Source organism: Flavobacterium ginsenosidimutans, assembly GCF_003254625.1.
Taxonomy (GTDB): Bacteria; Bacteroidota; Bacteroidia; order Flavobacteriales; family Flavobacteriaceae; genus Flavobacterium; species Flavobacterium ginsenosidimutans.
On record NZ_QJRJ01000078.1, the window covers coordinates 217,921 to 237,014 of the forward strand.

The 19,094-nt window shown below is 33.9% G+C and carries 12 protein-coding genes; 4 read left to right on the plus strand and 8 right to left on the minus strand.

The window, feature by feature from the left end:
* Positions 1–206 precede the first annotated feature (206 nt).
* The 8 genes from DM444_RS14315 to DM444_RS14350 all read right to left on the minus strand — a co-directional run bounded on the left by DM444_RS14315 (position 207) and on the right by DM444_RS14350 (position 12,372).
* Positions 207–1,787: a M61 family metallopeptidase gene (locus DM444_RS14315; RefSeq protein WP_111287790.1), complete on the minus strand. Its 1,581-nt coding sequence runs from the start codon at positions 1,785–1,787 to the stop codon at positions 207–209.
* Positions 1,788–1,792: 5 nt separating this feature from the next.
* Complete coding sequence (locus DM444_RS14320) at positions 1,793–3,205, minus strand: APC family permease (RefSeq protein ID WP_111287792.1); 1,413 nt, start codon at positions 3,203–3,205, stop codon at positions 1,793–1,795.
* 56 nt (positions 3,206–3,261) lie between these two features.
* Entirely contained in the window at positions 3,262–4,512 is a 1,251-nt protein-coding gene (locus DM444_RS14325; RefSeq protein WP_111287794.1) for an NAD(P)/FAD-dependent oxidoreductase, read from the minus strand.
* A 19-nt stretch (positions 4,513–4,531) separates the two neighbouring features.
* On the minus strand, positions 4,532–6,322 hold the full coding sequence (locus tag DM444_RS14330) for a DUF885 family protein (protein ID WP_204251687.1): 1,791 nt from the start codon (positions 6,320–6,322) through the stop codon (positions 4,532–4,534).
* Between the two features lie 35 nt (positions 6,323–6,357).
* Positions 6,358–8,652, minus strand: a complete 2,295-nt coding sequence (locus tag DM444_RS14335) for a S9 family peptidase (protein ID WP_111287796.1) — start codon at positions 8,650–8,652, stop codon at positions 6,358–6,360.
* 147 nt (positions 8,653–8,799) lie between these two features.
* Positions 8,800–9,810 carry a 4-hydroxyproline epimerase gene (locus tag DM444_RS14340; RefSeq protein WP_111287798.1) on the minus strand — a complete coding sequence of 337 codons (1,011 nt, stop codon included), beginning with the start codon at positions 9,808–9,810 and terminating at the stop codon, positions 8,800–8,802.
* 2 nt (positions 9,811–9,812) lie between these two features.
* A complete protein-coding gene (locus tag DM444_RS14345) occupies positions 9,813–11,396 on the minus strand; it encodes an aldehyde dehydrogenase (NADP(+)) (RefSeq protein ID WP_111287800.1) in 1,584 nt (527 codons plus the stop codon).
* A gap of 61 nt (positions 11,397–11,457) precedes the next feature.
* Positions 11,458–12,372, minus strand: coding sequence for a dihydrodipicolinate synthase family protein (locus DM444_RS14350; protein WP_111287802.1), 915 nt, complete (start codon positions 12,370–12,372; stop codon positions 11,458–11,460).
* A 184-nt stretch (positions 12,373–12,556) separates the two neighbouring features.
* On the opposite strand from DM444_RS14350, the gene DM444_RS14355 reads away from it, so the two are divergent.
* From DM444_RS14355 to DM444_RS14370, 4 genes are all read left to right on the plus strand, one after another.
* Positions 12,557–13,411: an AraC family transcriptional regulator gene (locus DM444_RS14355; RefSeq protein WP_111287804.1), complete on the plus strand. Its 855-nt coding sequence runs from the start codon at positions 12,557–12,559 to the stop codon at positions 13,409–13,411.
* Positions 13,412–13,574: 163 nt separating this feature from the next.
* Complete coding sequence (locus DM444_RS14360; protein WP_111287806.1) at positions 13,575–15,245, plus strand: M1 family metallopeptidase; 1,671 nt, start codon at positions 13,575–13,577, stop codon at positions 15,243–15,245.
* A 35-nt stretch (positions 15,246–15,280) separates the two neighbouring features.
* Positions 15,281–17,428 (plus strand): S9 family peptidase, encoded by a 2,148-nt coding sequence (locus tag DM444_RS14365; protein WP_111287808.1) that lies wholly within the window; start codon positions 15,281–15,283, stop codon positions 17,426–17,428.
* 27 nt (positions 17,429–17,455) lie between these two features.
* Positions 17,456–18,844, plus strand: a complete 1,389-nt coding sequence (locus tag DM444_RS14370) for an aminopeptidase P family protein (protein ID WP_111287810.1) — start codon at positions 17,456–17,458, stop codon at positions 18,842–18,844.
* Positions 18,845–19,094 lie beyond the last annotated feature (250 nt).

A 19,094-nucleotide genomic window follows, 5' to 3' on the forward strand; every position in this document is an offset into this window, starting at 1 on the left:
AAATATTATTAAAAAAAATTATGTTAATTCTACACAATAAAAGCTGCTAAATTTTAAAATACCTTAAAAAAACATCAAAATTAGACACTTAAAATAATCAAGTTGTAAGATTTATTCAAAAAAACGAGATATTGATAAAAATTGAAGCCCATCACAATTAATTTATATTAATTTTTGATGGGCTTTTTGGCATTCTAATATTAACTCTACTTCTCTAACCAGTGACTCAATATATTTTTCTGATTATCATTACTTGATTCTAAAACATGAAAGGAAAATTTTCTAGTTTTAGAAACTGCGTCAAAATTCTCATTCAATTGTAAACCTGCATATTGTAGGTAATTATTATAATCAATCGCTTTTGTTGTGTAAACGTATTCGAAGATATTTTTTAATGAGCAGCCAGCAATCTTTTCGCAAGATTCTTGAAATTCAGCATCTGTAAATCCGCGCTGTAATTTTTTATAATATTGCCAATACAAAAGGCGCATTACATCATCTAACGATTTTTGATTTTGGGTTGCTTTACGAATAGCAAAATCAAGCACAAGACCAACAGCTGGCCCTTTATCATAATAAGAAATAGATTTATCAGCATTTTCTCCCTGCTTGCCAAAAGGTCCGTCGCTCCAAGTTTCGAAACTTGATTGAGTTAAAGATTGAAAATTTCGTCCCGGAGAATTCTCAAAAGCATCGATACTGTTTTCCAAATTATTAAATAAGGTTTGAGTATTTACAAGTCCCGCTCTCTTTACAATTAAATATTCATAATAAACAGATAAACCTTCGCTTACCCATAAAAGATTTGTTTTGCTTCCTTGATCATAATCAAAAGGCCCCAATTCAAAAGGTCTGATTCTTTTTACATTATAATGATGAAAATATTCATGAGCTAAAAAACTCATCATTCTGTTCATTGCCTCGGGTTTATCCAAATCAGAGCCATCAAAACTAACTGTTGTATTATTAAGATGTTCGATGCCTCCTTGTCCTGAACCAATAGCTATAAATGTATATTGCTTATAAGGAATATCACCAATTATCGCAACAGCCGATTCGACAACCTTTTTTAGATTGTCCATAAATTTAACTTTATCAAAATCGCCCATTTTATACCCTAAAAAGCGATGTTCGATTCCGTTGACTTTAAAAGAGGGTAATTCTTCCAAATCTCCAATTAATATTGGACAATCATATAAAATATCAAAATCTGGAGCAGTAAATTCATTTGTTTTTCCAGCAATAGTTTCTAATCCAGTTGCAATTTTAAAGTCTTTTTTGATATCGTTTATTTTTACAGAAACGGGCATATTTAAATGTCCGTTAATGTAAAAAAACAAACTATTTGGAATAATGTAAGCATGCAATGCATCTAGAAAACTATTGGCTACAAACTGTTTATCTGCCTTTACATCATAACTTAAAGTGAAAGGTTTATTTTTTAAAGTTTTAATCTGCCAGCTGTTTTCATTCAGCTTTTTTACTTCTATATTTTTATTGCTGGATTTTGCAGTAAAATTTTCTACCATTTTACTGTAATGCATTAATTGATAATAACCCGGCATCCAATTTGGCAATTTAAAATCGATCGTTTCATCCTGCCAGCCACTGCAATACAATTCTACATGGAAATAATGATTGTCAGGATTTGGCATCGAAACTACATATTGCAAAACAGGCTGTTTAGTCTGTGAAATCGCAGATTGAGCAATCCCCAAGAAAACAGAAAATAAAAGAAAAAAAACAAACAATTTTCTTTCTTTATAATATGATAAAAGAGATTTCATAATTTTTATTTATTGCCTTTATTTACAAAATAGTAATAGATTGGAATACCTAAAAGTACAATTGCCAATCCTGGAATCGAAGAATTGTATTTATAAATCAAGAGCATAATACAAATAGTTAAAGCTGCGATAATGTAAATAAAAGGAAGTATTGGATAACCAATTGCTTTGTACGGACGCTCTAAATCTGGTTTTGTTTTGCGAAGTCTAAAAATTCCTGCAATGGTTAGAATGTAAAATATTAAAACAACAAAAATTACATAATCTAAGAGTTCATTATATTTTCCGCTCAAACAAAGTACAGATGCCCAAATACATTGAATCCATAACGCTTTTTCTGGCACTCCGTTTTTATTTAATTGAGCTAATTTTTTAAAAAACAATCCGTCTTTTGCCATCGTATGATAAACGCGAGCGCCTGAAAGTATTAATCCGTTATTGCATCCAAAAGTAGAAATCATTAATAATATTGCGATAATGTAAGTTCCTGAGCTTCCAAAAATATGCTGAGATGCTACAACACCTACACGATCATTTTCTGCATTTGCAATTTCGTTTATCGAAAGAACAGATAAGTACATCATATTGGTTGCAATGTAAATTACGGTTACAATCAAAGTGCCTAAGAAAAGACTTCTGCCAATGTTTTTAGAAGGATTTTTTATTTCGCCAGCAATAAAAGTGACATTATTCCAGGAATCACTGCTAAACAAACTTCCGACAAGACTTGCCGCTAAAGCTCCCATTATAGCAAATCCTGAATAAGGAACTAGCGTATTTCCTTCTATTTTATTTACAGAAAAACCAGTGCTCCAATTCGCTTTCCAGATATCAGCTCTTGCTGCCAGAATAAAACCAAAAATGATAAGTCCGAACAATGCAATTAATTTTACCAGCGTAAAAATAGTCTGAATCATTTTCCCTTCTTTTACACCTCTTGTGTTAATGTAAGTTAGAAAAACAACCAAAATTATAGACGTTAATTGCGCTGCCGATATTTGTATAAAACTTAAATCAATGATAATATTTTTTTCGCTTAAGGAAGGAAAAACATAAGCTGCAAATTTGCTAAAAGCTACACCAACCGCCGCAATAGAACCTGTTTGTATTACTGCGAAAAAGCTCCACCCATATAAAAAACCTGTAAGTGAATTGAAAGCTTCTTTTAAATACACATATTGTCCGCCGGCCTTAGGAAACATACTGCTCAATTCTCCGTAACTTAAGGCTGCGGCTATTGTTAGAAATCCAGTAAACAACCAGATTAATAATAATGCGCCCGCTGATCCTACGTTGCGAATTATATCTGCACTGACAATAAAGATTCCTGATCCAATCATAGAACCAGCAACAATCATTGTGGCATCTAATAATCCTAATGATCTTTTGAAATTATTTTTTTCCGTTGTTGATTCCATATTTCCTTGTTTTTGTTTTTTGTTTTTGAATGAAAATCTGTTTTTAGAAGCTGCATTTACCCAAACCTTTCTACTTCAAAAGCATCAATATCGATACTTGTAGTTTTTCTATTTACTATTTCTGAAACCAATTTTCCTGTTCCTGGACCAAGACTTAATCCCATCATAGAATGTCCTGTCGCAACAACGACATTATTGTATTTTTTTATTCTGCCAATATATGGAAGTCCGTCAGCAGAACATGGTCTGTACCCGTACCAAATATCTTCATCTGCTGGTTTTTGAATATCAAATTCTGGCAGGAAATCTTTAACGGCATTCAGCACGCCATTGATACGATGGTATTGCGGTTTTTCGGTTGTAGGAACGACTTCCATTGTACCTCCAAATCTAATTTTGTTGCCGTCCATTGGCGCTATTGCTACTCTGCCTTCTGCCAGAATCATTGGGTGATTTACTTTATAAGCCGAATCTTCTAATGTTATAGAATAACCTCTTCCAGGCATAAGTGATATTTTGGCATTTACTAATGCTGCAATTTCTTTAGTCCACGCTCCTGTTGCAATCACAACATCATCTGCATCATAAGATTGTTTATTGGTAATTACTTTTGAAACAGCATTATTCTGCTTCTCAAAAGCAACAACAGTTTCTCCAGATTGAAAATGAACACCATTTGCTAATAAATGTTCTTTTAAAACCTTCATTAATTTATTCGGATAAATATGCGCATCACAATTAAACTGAACAGCTCCAATTGCATTAATTTTTGTCTGAGGTTCTAAAGTCTGTAAGGCGGAGTAATCTAGTAAATTTACATCCAAACCTAATTCTCTTCCTTTCGAAACAGTATGTTCTGCGTGTTTTGCAACAGCTTCTGTCTGAAAAACTTCAAGCATTCCTTTGTGTTCGTAGGCAAATTCGAATCCTGGAATTTTTTTCCATTCCAAAAATTCATTCTGACTCAATAATGATATATCTCGAAGCGGAATAGCGGCTTTTGTGACATTTGTTTCTGTGGCACTTTTTACAAAATTAATTCCCCAATCTAGCAGTGCTTTATTAAATGAAGGTTTAACGTAAAAAGGACTTTTAGAATTAAACATCCATTTGAATCCCTGCCACACAATTCCCGGTGCTGCCAATGGTATAAAATGACTTGGACAAACGTATCCTAAATTCCCATAAGAACAATTATTCTCAAAATTGTCTTTATCTATAACAGTTACCTTACAGCCACTTTGCTGTAAATAAAATGCCGAACTAAGTCCTATAATTCCTCCGCCTATTACTACTACATGTTTCATAAATGTGCTTATATCTAAATTAAAGTTTGTAAAATTTCCAACTGGTTTTAAAATCTCTCTGCAAAGGCTGATTGGTCAATAATGCTCTTAACAATTCAATTGGCATTGCGTTTTCTCTCAGAATAGCATCATGATATTGCTGATAAGTCATTTTTCCGCTTGTGACTAATTCTTCTTTTAATGCAGTAAACTGCAATCCGCCCAGCATGTAAGCAATTTGATATAACGGACTATAACCACCAACAAATGATCTTCGCACTTCACCTTCAGCATTCGCGCGTTCGTGTCCTACTCGATCGACTAAAAAATCAATACATTGCTGCGGAGTCCATTTTCCTAAATGATAGTTTAAAGAAAAAATAATTCGTGCGCATCGATGCATTCTCCAAAATAACATTCCAATTTTATCTTGAGGCGTCTGAGGAAATTTTAAATCCCATAACAGCATTTCCCAGTACAATGAATTTCCTTCAACCCAAAATGGAGTATCAAAATGACGATAAGCTTTGTATCGATCCCTCATAAATTGTTGTAAATGATGACCTGCAATTAATTCATGATGAATGGTCGCTCTCGAAAAATTAGGATTATTTCCACGCATACTCATCATCTTCTCGCTGTAAGACATGGTACTCGTTGGGTAAGAGATTATAAGAGATTCTCCGCCTAGAAAAAACGGATTTATTTTTTGTGCCTCAGGAGACATCATATACATTCGCCAACTTTCTTCAGCAATTGGCGGTATGGTCAAAAGATTGTTCTGTTTTAAAAAATCTACCGACTGATTGTATAAATCCAACATTGCCTGTGGTTGATCTCCAGGCGCAACAAAAGAATTTTTAACTTTCTCCTGCGCTGCTTTCCAATTGTCTCCAAAACCCATTTCGCGTGAAGCTTTTAATAATTCCGCATCACACCAAGCAAATTCTTTATTGGCAATAGCAACCAATTCTTCTGGTGAATAAGGTATAAATTCTGTTTGCAATTGGCGAATTAATTCTTCTCTGCCAATTGGATTCCCAACAATACCGCTTCCGTCGTCTTTTTGCGTACTGGCATCTTTTCTTTTTGATTTTAATAGAATTGCATATTCTGCCAAAACTGCATCTACTTCAGTATAAGTTTTAGGAACCCACCAAGAAAACAGCGGATCGTAGCCATTATAAAAGTCAAAATAATTCTTCAAAATTTCCTGCAGTCCTTTTGCATGTAAAACAGCAAATTCTGAAGAAGCTTTATCTAAACCTTCTATTTTTTCGACTTTTTTGATTTGCTCTTTAATTGCAATTCGTAAGTCTTCTAATTCTTTTGCTACTGTTTCTCCATTAACTTTTAAACCTCTTCGGCGCGGTTTTTCTAAAGCATAAATTTTTTCATCAAAAGGAAAATAGACTTTTATCTTATCGTATAATTTCTGCTGCTGTACTAATTCATATTCTTCGCTGCTTAAATTTCTGCTAAATAAAATATAGTCTACTTTGCCATTGATGTTCATGGCGTCGAAATTTAATCCTTCGAGTGTTTTTTTATAATCTGAAATTAATTGCAAACGGCGGTTTCTTCGTTCAGGAGTATTGTAGTTACCTTCATTATATTGTACGCCAAAAGTATCTGCATTGCTATTGGTTGCATAAAAACGCATAATGCTTCCTTTGTCTGCTTCATAATGCACCATCGTATTGTTTACTTCACTGGTTTGCAAATACAAATCTGAACTGAAATTCTGTGCAAAAGAAGATACTGACTTTATAAAAATTAAAAAGAATAAGGCGAGAAAAAAACTGGTTCTATTTTTTTTGGTTTTAATCATTGTGGTATTTTGGTATAGTTAAAGACTCCGAGTTTTTACTGATTTAGTTCATTACTATTTCGGCTTGGTGGATCTACTCCTAATAAATGTTTTACAAAAAAATCACGTTTTCTCTGTCTTCCATAAGGTCCGCCATCACTATGACCAACGCCTGGCAAAGGCAGAAATTCAAAAGTTTTTCCCGCTTTTATCAAAGCATCAGCAACGCGATATGTAGATTCTGGCGGTACATTTTCATCGGCTTCTCCAATCACTAATAATAAATCTCCCGTAAGTTTGCCCGCATTTGTAACATTTGATTGTTCTTCGTAGTGTTGTCCAACAGGATATCCCATCCACTGTTCATTCCACCATTGCTTATCAACGCGATTGTCGTGACAGCCGCAAGCCGCCACCCCTGCTTTATAAAATTCTGGATGAAATAACAAACCGCCTAAAGCATTTTGCCCGCCGGCAGAAGTACCGTACAATCCAACTCTAGAATCATCGACATAAGAATATTTTTTAGCCAAAGCTTTAATCCATAAAATTCGATCTTCAAAACCTGCATCTTTCAAATTCTTCCAGCAAACATCATGAAAAGCTTTTGATCTATTTGCTGTACCCATTCCGTCAATTTGTACGACAATAAATCCTAACTGAGCCAAACTCTGCATTTCAGTCGTATAGCGATCCATAAAGTTTTTGGGAACAAAAGAGTCCTGCGGACCTGCATAAATACTTTCGATTACAGGATATTTTTTATTCGGATCAAAATCTGCGGGACGGCATATTATTCCCCAAATATCTGTAACGCCATCTCTGCCTTTTGCATGAAAAGGTTCTGGCAAAGACATACCCGTGGCGAGATAAGCCGTAGCATCTGATTTTTCAAGATCCATTATTTTTTTTCCATCCAAAGTGCGATGAAGTTCTATAATCGTCGCCACATTAGGCTCTGAATAAGAGTCTACGTAGTATTGTTTGTTTTTCGAAAAAGCAACAATATGATTCCCTTTCGCAGGAGTAAGATTTACTAATTTCTTTCCATCAAAACCTATTCGGTAATTATGAAGATAATATGGATCTTCATTTGAGTTCATTCCGCTTGCCGAAAACCATATTTCTCTTTTCTTTTCGTCAATGCTATCTATACTTCGTACAACCCATTCTCCTTTAGTAATTTGTTTTTCCTTGCCTGATATCGCATCAATTAAATAAAGATGCCTCCAACCGTCTTTCTCTGAAGACATCACAATTTCATTACGTTCTTTCAAATAATGGGTAAACAATCTGGATTCGTAAATAAAAGTCTTTGCTTTTTCATCGATTACAGAGCGGGTTTCAGCAGTTTGAGCATTCACTTCAAAAATTCTAAATCTTTGATGGCCACGATCTACTTTTTCGAATTTGAAATAATTAGGATTGTCTTTTCTCCAATGTAATTCTGGAGCATCAAAAAAATCAATAATCGGAGTGTTTACTTTTGTTGTTTTTTTACTTTCAACTTGAAACAAAAACATTTCATAAGTTGTAAAAGGATCTCCCGGCTGTTTGTAAGGCTGTGAATGCAATTCGCCTCGAGTTGTATTGGCTACCGATGTTAAAACATAATGAACTGGCAAATCGGTAACAGGAGTAATATGATAACCTACAATATATTTGCTGTCTGGCGCCCATGCTAGAGAACCATACGGCTTTTCTTTTGTACCGTCTTTTGTAAATTGAATCGCGTCTCCGCCAGCAATTGGCTTTATAAAAACATTATTATCTTTTATAAAAGCAAGCCATTTTTTATTTGGCGAAATGCTATCTGTCTGAAAGGAATTCCATCTTTGCCATTGCCTATTTAAGCTCGGATATTTCGTAATATCTTTAGGCAAAGAGTTGATTTTTTGAATACTGTAATCTGAAAGCTTTACCTGATAATAATCTTTATCATATTTTAAAGCTATTGAACTCGTTTTTGCATCATAATTTATGCTGTCAATAACAAGGCTTTTTTGAGGGATTTTTTTTTGCGTAAAATTGGTTATGGCAGATCTTAATTTAGGTTCATCAAACAAGATACTTTTTGTTCCTTTTTCTGCATCGACCAAGATGTATTCGATAAGACTATCTTTTAAAACATTCGAATACCAAAATGATTTTTGATCACTTTGCCATTGCGCTCTAATGCTGGTTTTAAAGACTGTATTTTTTACTGCCGCATCAAGCAAAAGTGCTTTTTTATATCGTTCCAAAATTTCGGCTTTTGAAGGCTGATAAGGTATCATTCCTTTATTCTGCGAATATAAATTACAGTTAAGAAATGATACTAAGAAGGCAAAAATGAGTAAATTCTTTTTCATAGTTATTTAAATACAAGGAGACTTGCCTATTTAATTATAGAAACAAAAATAAGTTTGCCAATAAAACTAGAAACCTCCAAAAGCAGGCTTAAAAGTCCTATTCACGATACTGCAAAAACTAAAAACTGTTAATTCAGGAAATTTGAATTACAACACCTGAAATCCATGTGCGTATGGATCATCTTCTTCATCAATAATTATGGTATTGTAACCATAAACTTTGGCCCATCCTTGTATGCTCGGAACAATTGCTTTTATATCTCCAATTGCAGTTTCTTCTTCTATTCTTCCAACAAACTTGCTTCCGATATAACTTTCATGTATAAATTCATCTCCTTTTTTAAGCAGTCCTTTAGCATGCAATTGCGCCATTCTCGCCGATGTTCCTGTACCACAAGGTGATCTGTCTATAGCTTTATCGCCATAAAAAACAGCATTTCTGCCTGACGAAGTCGGATCTAAAGGTGTGCCTGTCCATAACATATGACTCACATCTCTGATGGTATCATTTTCAGGATGAATAAATAAATTTGGATATTTTTCATTAATTCTTGCTCTCACAACCTGACTGTATTGCACAATTTTACTAGCTGTAAAATCTTGAATCCCAGAAAAGTTTTTTTGCGGATCTACAATGGCATAGTAATTTCCGCCATAAGCAACATCAAAAACTAACTCGCCTAATTCTGGGCAATCTATAGTTAAATTTTCTGCCGCTAAATACGATTTTACATTAGTCAATTTAACCCATTCTACTTTTTTACCTACTTGTTTGTACTCAATTTTAACTAAGCCAGCAGGAGCTTCCATATTTATTTTTCCTGGAACTTTTGGACTAATTAATCCTTCTTCAATTGCGATCGTAATCGTACCAATTGTACCGTGTCCACACATTGGCAGACAACCTGATGTTTCGATAAACAAAATACCAAAATCGTTCTCAGGATTAGTTGGCGGAAATAAAATACTTCCGCTCATCATATCATGTCCGCGAGGTTCAAACATTAATCCTTTTCTAATCCAATCATATTGGCTTAAAAAATGCTGTCTTTTCTCGCTCATGTTTGCCCCAATTAAATTTGGGCCTCCGCCAGCGACTACTCTAACTGGATTACCGCAAGTATGTGCATCTACACAAAAAAAAGTTTTTCTAGCCATGTTTAAATTGAATCTCTTGTTTGAACATTATTAACTAATCTTGAAATTCCAAGCGGATTTTCATTTTGAAGCGCTTCTGGAAGTTTATTGTTTGGCCAATTTTGATAACTAAAAGGTCTCACCCATCGTTTAATTGAACCAATTCCCACTGCCGTAAATCTAGAATCTGAAGAAGAAGGATACGGTCCGCCATGCACCATAGACGGACATACCTCAACTCCAGTTGGTAATCCGTTAAAAATTATTCGCCCAACACGATTTCCTAGTGCCTCTACTATTTCTTCATAATTTTCAATCTCATTTTCTTCTGCCAAAATACTACCAGTCAACTGGCCTTCTAGTTTTTCAATTATAGTAACCAATTCAATTTCGTCTTCACATTGCACTAATATTGAAAAAGGGCCGAAAACTTCACGATGTAAAACTGGATTTTCTAAAAAGATTTTGCCTGAAACGGTAAGTAATTTTTGTGAAGCATAATTTGGATTATCAGTTTCAGCATATTCTGCTACAATTTCAATTCCGTCTTGTGAACTTAACAGCTCATTATTCGACTTATAATTTTTATAAATAGATGGATTTAACATGCAGCTTGGCGAAATTTTTAAAATTTCAACAGCCAGCTGTTCTGTAAAAGTTTTTAAAGAATCGCTTTTAATTCCAAGCATCAATCCAGGATTGGTACAAAATTGTCCCGCGCCCAATGTTACAGAACCAGCACACGCAACGGCCCATTTTTCAGAATTATGCTTCAATGCTTCTGGCAGGATTACAACAGGATTTATACTTCCCATTTCTGCAAAAACCGGAATTGGCTCTTCACGTTTTGCGGCTAAGTCATATAAAGAACGTCCGCCTTTTATACTTCCCGTAAATCCGATTGCCTTAACCAAAGGATGTTCCACTAATTTGACTCCAACTTCAATACCACTACTATTTAAATTAGAAAAAACTCCTTCTGGCATATTCGTTTTTTGAGCTGCTTTAATTACTGCCGAAGCCACCAGTTCTCCCGTACCAGCGTGCATTGGATGACTTTTTACAATAACTGGACATCCAGCAGCCAACGCAGATGCTGTATCGCCGCCAGCAGTAGAATAAGCGAATGGAAAATTACTGGATCCAAAAACAACTACAGTGCCTAAAGGTCGCATCATTTTGCGCAAATCTACCTTTGGTAATGGCACTCGGTCAGGAATAGCTGTGTCGATTGTTGCCTCTACCCATGAACCTTCAGCTACTAAATCAGCGAAAGCGGTTAATTGCCCTATAGTTCGTCCTCTTTCTCCTTCAGCACGTCCTCTTGGCAAACCAGATTCTTGACAATATACGTCTAACAAGCTATCTCCTAAAGCTAAAATCTCATCTGCAATTGCTCTTAAAAACAAAGCTTTTTCTTTACCAGTACATTTCTGAAATGTTAAAAATGCTTTATTAGCAAGAGCTGTCGCTAATTCGATTTCTTCATTACTTGCTTCGGTAAACTGCCAAGGATTATCTACGTTTTGCTGCGGATTAAACGTTTTGAAGGTTTTATCGCCACTAGCTGACAACTGATTTCCTATGTAATTTTTTCCAGTAATCATGTATTCTTTATTATAGGGTTAAGTAATTCTAAAAATTGAAAAAGTTTCAAAAAACTTTTAATTACAGGCTTTTATATTCTGGCAATGTTGGTCTATTTTTTAATGAATTATCAATAATTGCCAAAACACGTTCTCTTTCAGCTCCCATAAGCGGTAACCTTGGCGCACGTACATATTCCGTTCCTAATCCTGTTCCCACTTCGGCTAACTTAATATTTTGAACTAACTGAGCATTTATATCCAATTCTAACAAAGGCAAAAACCAACGGTAAATTGTCAATGCTTCTTGAATTCTGCCCGCTTTAGCTAGTTTATAAATGGCAACCGTTTCTTCTGGAAATGCATCTACAAGACCACCAACCCATCCGTCAGCGCCCATCAATAAACTTTCTAAACCTAATGTATCAACTCCTGTAAGGACTTTCAATCTGCTTCCAAATCGGTTAATGATTCTGGTTACATTTGAAATATCTCTCGTAGATTCTTTCACTGCTTGAATATTATCTAATTTTAGAAGTTCTTCAAACATATCCAACGTTACCTCAATCTTGTAATCAACTGGATTGTTGTAGATCATAATTGGTAAAGAAGTATTTTTAGCTACTTGTGTAAAATATTCAACAGTTTCAAAATCGGTAGCTTTATATCGCATTGGAGGCAGCATCATTAAACCTCTTGCTCCATTAGCTTCGGCTTTGTTTGCAGCTTCAATAGCTCCGCGAGTTGTTTGTTCTGCAATATTCATAATTACAGGAACCTTTCCATCAACTATGCGAACTGTTTCAAGAATTAAATCTTGTTTTTCTTCTTCTAAAAGAGTACTCGCCTCTCCTAAAGTTCCTCCAAGAATAACGCCTTCTACTCCAGCATCTAATTGATAATTAAGATTTTTTTCAAACATTTTAAAATCTAAAGTGTCTTCAGCTGTAAAATTTGTGGTAACAGCTGGCATTACCCCTTTCCATTGAATATTCATAATTTATTTATTTTTATTTATTTCAAAGGTATCGAGGGGTACCAAAAATTTCACCTAAGAATATTATCAAAAACCTATACAATATTATCTCATTTGTAACATTTTAACAAAAACTAGATTAATTTTAATTCATCTTTTATTAATTTTTATATCTTTCCGTAAAATATAAAAAAATAAGTACGCAATGAAAGTTTTTCCATTTAAAATACCGAAATCAAGTGAAGAAGCATTTATTTATCAAGAAGACTGCGAAACTATTTTTTATGACAAATACCATCAGCATGAAGAGATTCAAATTAGTTATATAAAGAAAGGAGAAGGTAAAATTTTAGTTGGAGATATGATTACCGAATATCAAAAAGGCGACATTATTATATTAGGAAGCAATTTACCTCATGTTTTTAAAAGTGATATTTCTGAAAGTAGAGGAATGTCTGTCATGCTTACCGTCTTTTTTACCGAAAATGGTTTTGGAAAAGACTTTTTCAATTTACCAGAATTAAATATAGTAGAGCCTTTTTTTACTGCCATTAAAAATGGAATACAAATTAGAGATGCAAAACCATCTATTATAAGAAAGTTTAAAAAATTTAAAGAAGCTGATAAATATGATCGCTTTATTCTTCTGATGTCTATGCTAAAAGCCTTTAGCCAATCAGACAAAAAACATCTTTCTAATTATGTTTTCAACAAACCTTTTACTGACGCCGAAGGAAAACGAATGCAAATGGTTTTTGATTTTGTTATGACTCATTATCAAAAAAATATCACTCTGGACGAAATTGCTCAGATTGCAAACATGACCAAAAATGCTTTCTGCAAATATTTTAAAACACGTACTAAAAAGACTTTTTTCCAATTTTTGATTGAAATAAGAATTGAACACGCTGCAAAACTTCTTATAAAAAACAAGGAATTATCGATCATAGAAATTTCGGAATTAAGCGGATTTAATAACATTTCAAATTTCAACAGAAAATTTAAAGAGATCAAAAAGAAAACGCCTTTTGAGTTTAAAAATTCACTCATTAAATCATAATATATTTTCGGCCATTTTAAGTAATATTCTATTATATCTTGATAATAAAAGCCTAGCTTTAATCGTCTAAATGTGCATACTTTTGAAAACCTACACTCTTTTTCTTTAATGAAAAAGATTTTTAGCTCAGCTAATTTTTTAAACATTTCAAATTTAAAATGCCATGATTAAGAACTATTTCACTCTTGTTTTTTTGTGTTTTACATTCATTTCTTCTGCTCAAAAAACAAAAATATACACGCTATCAGACACTTTACGTGGCAGTTTGACTCCCGAAAGACAATGGTGGGATGCGTTGCGTTATGATATAGTTGTAAAACCTGATTACAACAACAAATTAATATCCGGCAGCAATACTATAACTTACAAGACAGTTAAAGAAAAAAGCAATACCAAAATGCAGATCGATTTACAAAACCCTTTGGTTATTGACAGTGTAATTCAATCTGGAAAAAAATTAAGCTTTGCCAAAGAAAATGGTGTTTGGTATATTAAAACCCCTAAATCTAAAATTAAAACAAGTAACAAAGTTGATATTTTCTATCACGGAAAAGTCCATGAAGCAATAAAAGCGCCTTGGGACGGAGGATGGATTTGGACTAAAGATTCCTTAGGCCGTCCGTGGATGACAGTAGCTTGTCAAGGTTTGGGCGCATCTGTTTGGTATCCGTGCAAAGATCACCAAAGCGACGAACCTAATAATGGTGCCAGTTTAACGATGATTGTTCCTGATTCTTTAACAGCAATTGCCAACGGAAGATTACAGTTTAAGAAGAAAAATAATGATGGAACAACCTCTTATAAATGGGCCGTTGTAAATCCGATTAGTAATTATTGCATTATTCCGTACATTGGTAAATATGTCAATTTCAGTGAAACTTATAAAGGCGAAAAAGGCAATTTGGATCTAAATTATTGGGTTTTGGATTATAATTTAGAAAAGTCCAAAAAATATATGCCGAAAGAAGTTCATAATATGTTAGATGCGTTTGAATATTGGATGGGACCTTATCCATTTTACGAAGATGGTTATCAGTTAATAGAAACTTCACATACTGGAATGGAGCATCAAAGTGCGGTTTCCTACGGAAATCATTATAAACCAGGATATCGTGGCAATGATGGCTCTGGAACTGGATGGGGAATGAAATGGGATTTTATTATTATTCATGAAAGCGGACATGAATGGTTTGGCAATAACATTACAACAAATGATTTGGCTGATATGTGGGTTCACGAGGGATTTACGAATTATAGCGAAACTCTTTTTGTGGATTATATTTTTGGAAAACAAGCTGGTGATGAATACAATGCAGGAACTCGTAAAGGAGTACAAAATGACAGACCAATAATCCCCGATTACAATGTCAATGCGCAAGGAAGCGGAGATATGTACCCAAAAGCGGGTAATATGCTCCACGCCATTCGTCATGGAGTGGATAATGATACTTTATTTCGAGAAGTAATGAGGGGATTAGGAAAAGAATTTTATCATCAAACGGTTGACTCAAAACAGATTGAAAATTATATCTCAAAAAAGCTTAATTTTAGCTACGATAAAGTTTTCGAACAATATCTTAAAACAACACAAATTCCTAATTTTGAATTCTATTTTAATACAGATAAAACCAAAGTTTTCTACCGCTATACAAATTGCATAAGCGGTTTTAATTTGCCTCTGACATTAAAAAGTAATAACGAAAAAATCAAAATAATACCGTCAGATCAATGGCAGAATATTGCTTTATCAAAAGATCAAGTGTCTTTATTTGATGTAGCTTCTATTACAAAAATGTATTATATAAATCCAATTTTGGAAACCAACATAAAATAAAATCTCAATTATTAACTAAAGTATATTTCGATACTATGAAAAAAACAATTTCTCTTTTTTTCTTTTTAATTGCACCTCTTTTTTTTCTAACCACTAACGCCCAAAATTTAAAATGGGCCAATAATAACAAAAGTTATTACACAATAGAAAAAGGAGAAATAATACAATATGAATTACCCAATTTTACTCCAACCAAAATTGTTGACACAAAACAGCTTACAGCAAAAGGAAGCAATAAAGCTTTAGATATCAAAGATTTTGAGTTCAGTAAAAACGAAAAATTAGTTTTGATTTATACTAATTCGAAAAAAGTCTGGAGACTAGAAACACGTGGCGATTATTGGATTTTAAACCTAGAAACCAATGAATTGCATCAGATTGGAAAAAGCAGGCCAGAATCGTCTTTAATGTTTGCTAAACTATCACCAGACAACAGTTCAATTGCTTATGTAAGCAATCACAATTTGTATGTTGAAGATCTTAATTCTGGAAAAGCAACTGCGTTGACTACTGATGGAACTGACCGATTAATAAACGGAACTTTTGACTGGGCTTACGAAGAGGAATTTAATTGCAGAGATGGTTTTCGCTGGAGTCCAGATGGAAAAAGCATTGCATTTTGGCAAATTGATGCAACTAAAATCAAAAATTTCTTAATGATCAATAATACAGATTCTATCTACTCTTATACAATTCCTGTAGAATATCCAAAAGCAGGGCAAGATCCGTCAGCATGTAAAGTTGGAGTTGTCAATATTGCTTCACTTCAAACCACTTGGATGAACGTTCCAGGCGATTCTAAGCAACATTATATTCCTTTAATGCAATGGACTCCTGATGGTTCTTCGATTTTGGTTGAACAGTTAAATCGCAAACAAAATGAGGCCAAACTCTTTTTGTGCAATCCAAAAAATGGCGAAGCAAATCAAATTTATTCTGAAAAAAATAATTCTTGGATTGACATATTACCAACTGAAGATGAAGGCTGGAAATGGATCAATAGCGGAAAAGAATTTCTATCATTGTCTGAAAAAGATGGCTGGAGACATTTATACAGAATCAGTAAAAATGGAAAAGAGTCTTTAGTTAGCAACGGAAAATATGATATTATAGAAATTAAAGCTGTTGACGAAAAAAGTGGTTTTGTTTACTTTTTAGCTTCACCTGAAAATGCTACACAGCAATATTTATACAAAACACTTTTAAACGGAAAAGGAAAACTAGTAAAAGTATCTCCTGTTAATGAAATTGGCACGCACAATTATCAATTATCTCCCGATGCAAAATATGCTCAACATAAATTTTCTAATCATAAAAACGAAAGAAAATCAGAATGGGTAGAACTTTCTAATCAAAAAGTAATTAAAAAAATAGATCAAAATACTGAGTTAAGCAACAATGTCGAAATGATTCAGATTACAACGGCTGACAACATAACTCTCGACGGATGGATGATAAAACCAACTCCATTTGATGAAACAAAAAAATATCCTGTTCTATTTTATGTTTACACAGAACCTGCAGGCGCAACTGTAAAAGATGCGGCTGGTTATGCTGGCACTTTTTTATATAATGGCGATATTGCTGCAGATGGATACATTCAGATCAGTTTGGATGGTCGAGGAACTCCAGTTCCAAAAGGTGCCGCTTGGCGAAAATCTATTTACCAAAACATCGGAATTATAAATGTTCGAGATCAGGCAATGGCTGCTAAAGAAATTCTAAAATGGCCTTTTGTAGATCAAAACCGAATTGCGGTCTGGGGATGGAGCGGCGGCGGCTCTACTACACTGAATCTTTTATTTCAATATCCGGAAATTTACAAAACAGGAATTGCTATTGCTGCTGTGCCTAATCAGCTTTTATATGACAACATCTATCAGGAACGTTATATGGGACTGCCTCAAGAAAACAAAGAACCTTTTATAAAAGGCTCTCCTATTACCTATGCAAATAAACTTCAAGGTAATTTATTGCTTGTTCATGGAACTGGCGATGACAACGTACATTATCAAGGAGCTGAAATGCTTGTTAACGAATTAGTAAAAAATGGGAAGCAATTTCAAATGATGAGCTATCCAAATCGTACACATAGCATCGATGAGGGTGAAGGAACTTCAGAACACTTGTCTCAATTATTTACACAATACTTAAAAGAACACTGCCCTGGCGGAGGAATATAATATCAGATTTAAATACAATATCAAAATATGTTTAGCAGAGAAACTTATATAAATAGAAGACAAATCTTAAAAAAAGCAATTGGTTCAGGCATTATTATTTTACCTGGAAATGAAGAAGTCGGAATGAACTATAGAGATAATATCTATCATTTTAGACAAGACAGCAGTTTTTTATATTATACAGGAATAGATCTTCCTTCTTTATTTTTAGTAATCGATATTGATTCGGATCTTGAAATACTATTTGGCGATAATCTCACGATTGAACAAACCGTTTGGGTTGGGCCACAAGATTCGTTAAATGTTTTTGCAGAAAAATCAGGAATTACAGCCGTACAGCCTTTATCTTTTGTAGAAGGCATACTTAAAAATGCATTACAGCAAAAACGTGCTATTCATTTTCTTCCTCCTTATCGTGCCGCAATTACTTTAAAATTAAGCTCTCTGTTGGATATTCACCCTAACGAAATAGCAAAAAAAGCTTCAATTGAATTGTCAAAAGCGATAATTGCACAGCGTTCTTATAAAACAAATGAAGAACTGATTGAGATTGAAAAAGCGATAGATATAACGGCTGCAATGCATTTAAAAGCAATACAAATCGCACGCCCAGGAATGACCGAATATGAAATTGCGGGGCAAGTAGAAGGCACAGCGATCAGTAAAGGCGGTCATCTTGCATTTCCAACAATTCTAACTATAAATGGACAATATTTACACAATCATGCTGGCAGCAATGTTTTACAAAATGGGCAAATGGTTTTATGCGATTGCGGTGCTGAAACAAATATGCATTATGCTGGAGATATGACAAGGACTTTTCCAGTTTCCAATACTTTTACTTCTCAGCAGAAAGAAATTTATAATATTGTTTTAAAAGCCGAAGAAGCCGCAATAGCCACTCTAAAACCAGGAACTTTCTTTAAAGATTCGCATCTTACGGCATGTAAAGAAATTTTAACTGGATTGAAATCTCTTGGTTTAGTAAAAGGCGATTTGGATGAAGCCGTAGCCGCAGGTGCCCATACCCTATTTTTTCAATGTGGTTTAGGCCATATGATGGGAATGGATGTTCATGACATGGAAAATATTGGCGAACAATATGTAGGATATACCGATACTTTAAAAAAGAGCACCGAATTTGGATTAAAATCACTGCGTCTGGCAAAAGAACTCGAAGAAGGATTTGTCTTGACCGTAGAACCTGGAATTTATTTTATACCAGAATTAATCGATCAATGGCAAGCAGAAAAAAAATACAGTGAATTTATCAATTATGATAAAGTTCAAGCTTATAGAAATTTTGGAGGAATTCGTATAGAAGAAGATTTTCTTATTACAAAGGATTCTTATAAACTATTAGGAAAACCACTTGCCAAAACAGCAGAAGATATTGAAGCATTAAGAGCATTTTAAACCTATGAAATAGCGCTTTATAACATTCACCTAAAATCAAAAAAGCCGTCTCAAATTATGAGACGGCTTTTTTTTGAAGTTTATCGAAAAGTAAATACTGGTTAACTTTTACTAATTATCAGATAATTAAGTACATATGATTTTAATAAGACTAGTCTTAACTTAGTGTTTAAAGAGTGGAAATTCTTTTTAACCAGTCAGACTTATTTAAAATCGCACTTCGACAGTAAAGAAGCGCATGATTTTTTTT

Coding starts and splice junctions, on each gene's coding strand:
- DM444_RS14315 (WP_111287790.1), bottom strand. CDS start 1,787: ATGAAATCTCTTTTATCATATTATAAAGAAAGAAAATTGTTTGTTTTT.
- DM444_RS14320 (WP_111287792.1), bottom strand. CDS start 3,205: ATGGAATCAACAACGGAAAAAAATAATTTCAAAAGATCATTAGGATTA.
- DM444_RS14325 (WP_111287794.1), bottom strand. CDS start 4,512: ATGAAACATGTAGTAGTAATAGGCGGAGGAATTATAGGACTTAGTTCG.
- DM444_RS14330 (WP_204251687.1), bottom strand. CDS start 6,322: ATGATTAAAACCAAAAAAAATAGAACCAGTTTTTTTCTCGCCTTATTC.
- DM444_RS14335 (WP_111287796.1), bottom strand. CDS start 8,652: ATGAAAAAGAATTTACTCATTTTTGCCTTCTTAGTATCATTTCTTAAC.
- DM444_RS14340 (WP_111287798.1), bottom strand. CDS start 9,810: ATGGCTAGAAAAACTTTTTTTTGTGTAGATGCACATACTTGCGGTAAT.
- DM444_RS14345 (WP_111287800.1), bottom strand. CDS start 11,396: ATGATTACTGGAAAAAATTACATAGGAAATCAGTTGTCAGCTAGTGGC.
- DM444_RS14350 (WP_111287802.1), bottom strand. CDS start 12,372: ATGAATATTCAATGGAAAGGGGTAATGCCAGCTGTTACCACAAATTTT.
- DM444_RS14355 (WP_111287804.1), top strand. CDS start 12,557: ATGAAAGTTTTTCCATTTAAAATACCGAAATCAAGTGAAGAAGCATTT.
- DM444_RS14360 (WP_111287806.1), top strand. CDS start 13,575: ATGATTAAGAACTATTTCACTCTTGTTTTTTTGTGTTTTACATTCATT.
- DM444_RS14365 (WP_111287808.1), top strand. CDS start 15,281: ATGAAAAAAACAATTTCTCTTTTTTTCTTTTTAATTGCACCTCTTTTT.
- DM444_RS14370 (WP_111287810.1), top strand. CDS start 17,456: ATGTTTAGCAGAGAAACTTATATAAATAGAAGACAAATCTTAAAAAAA.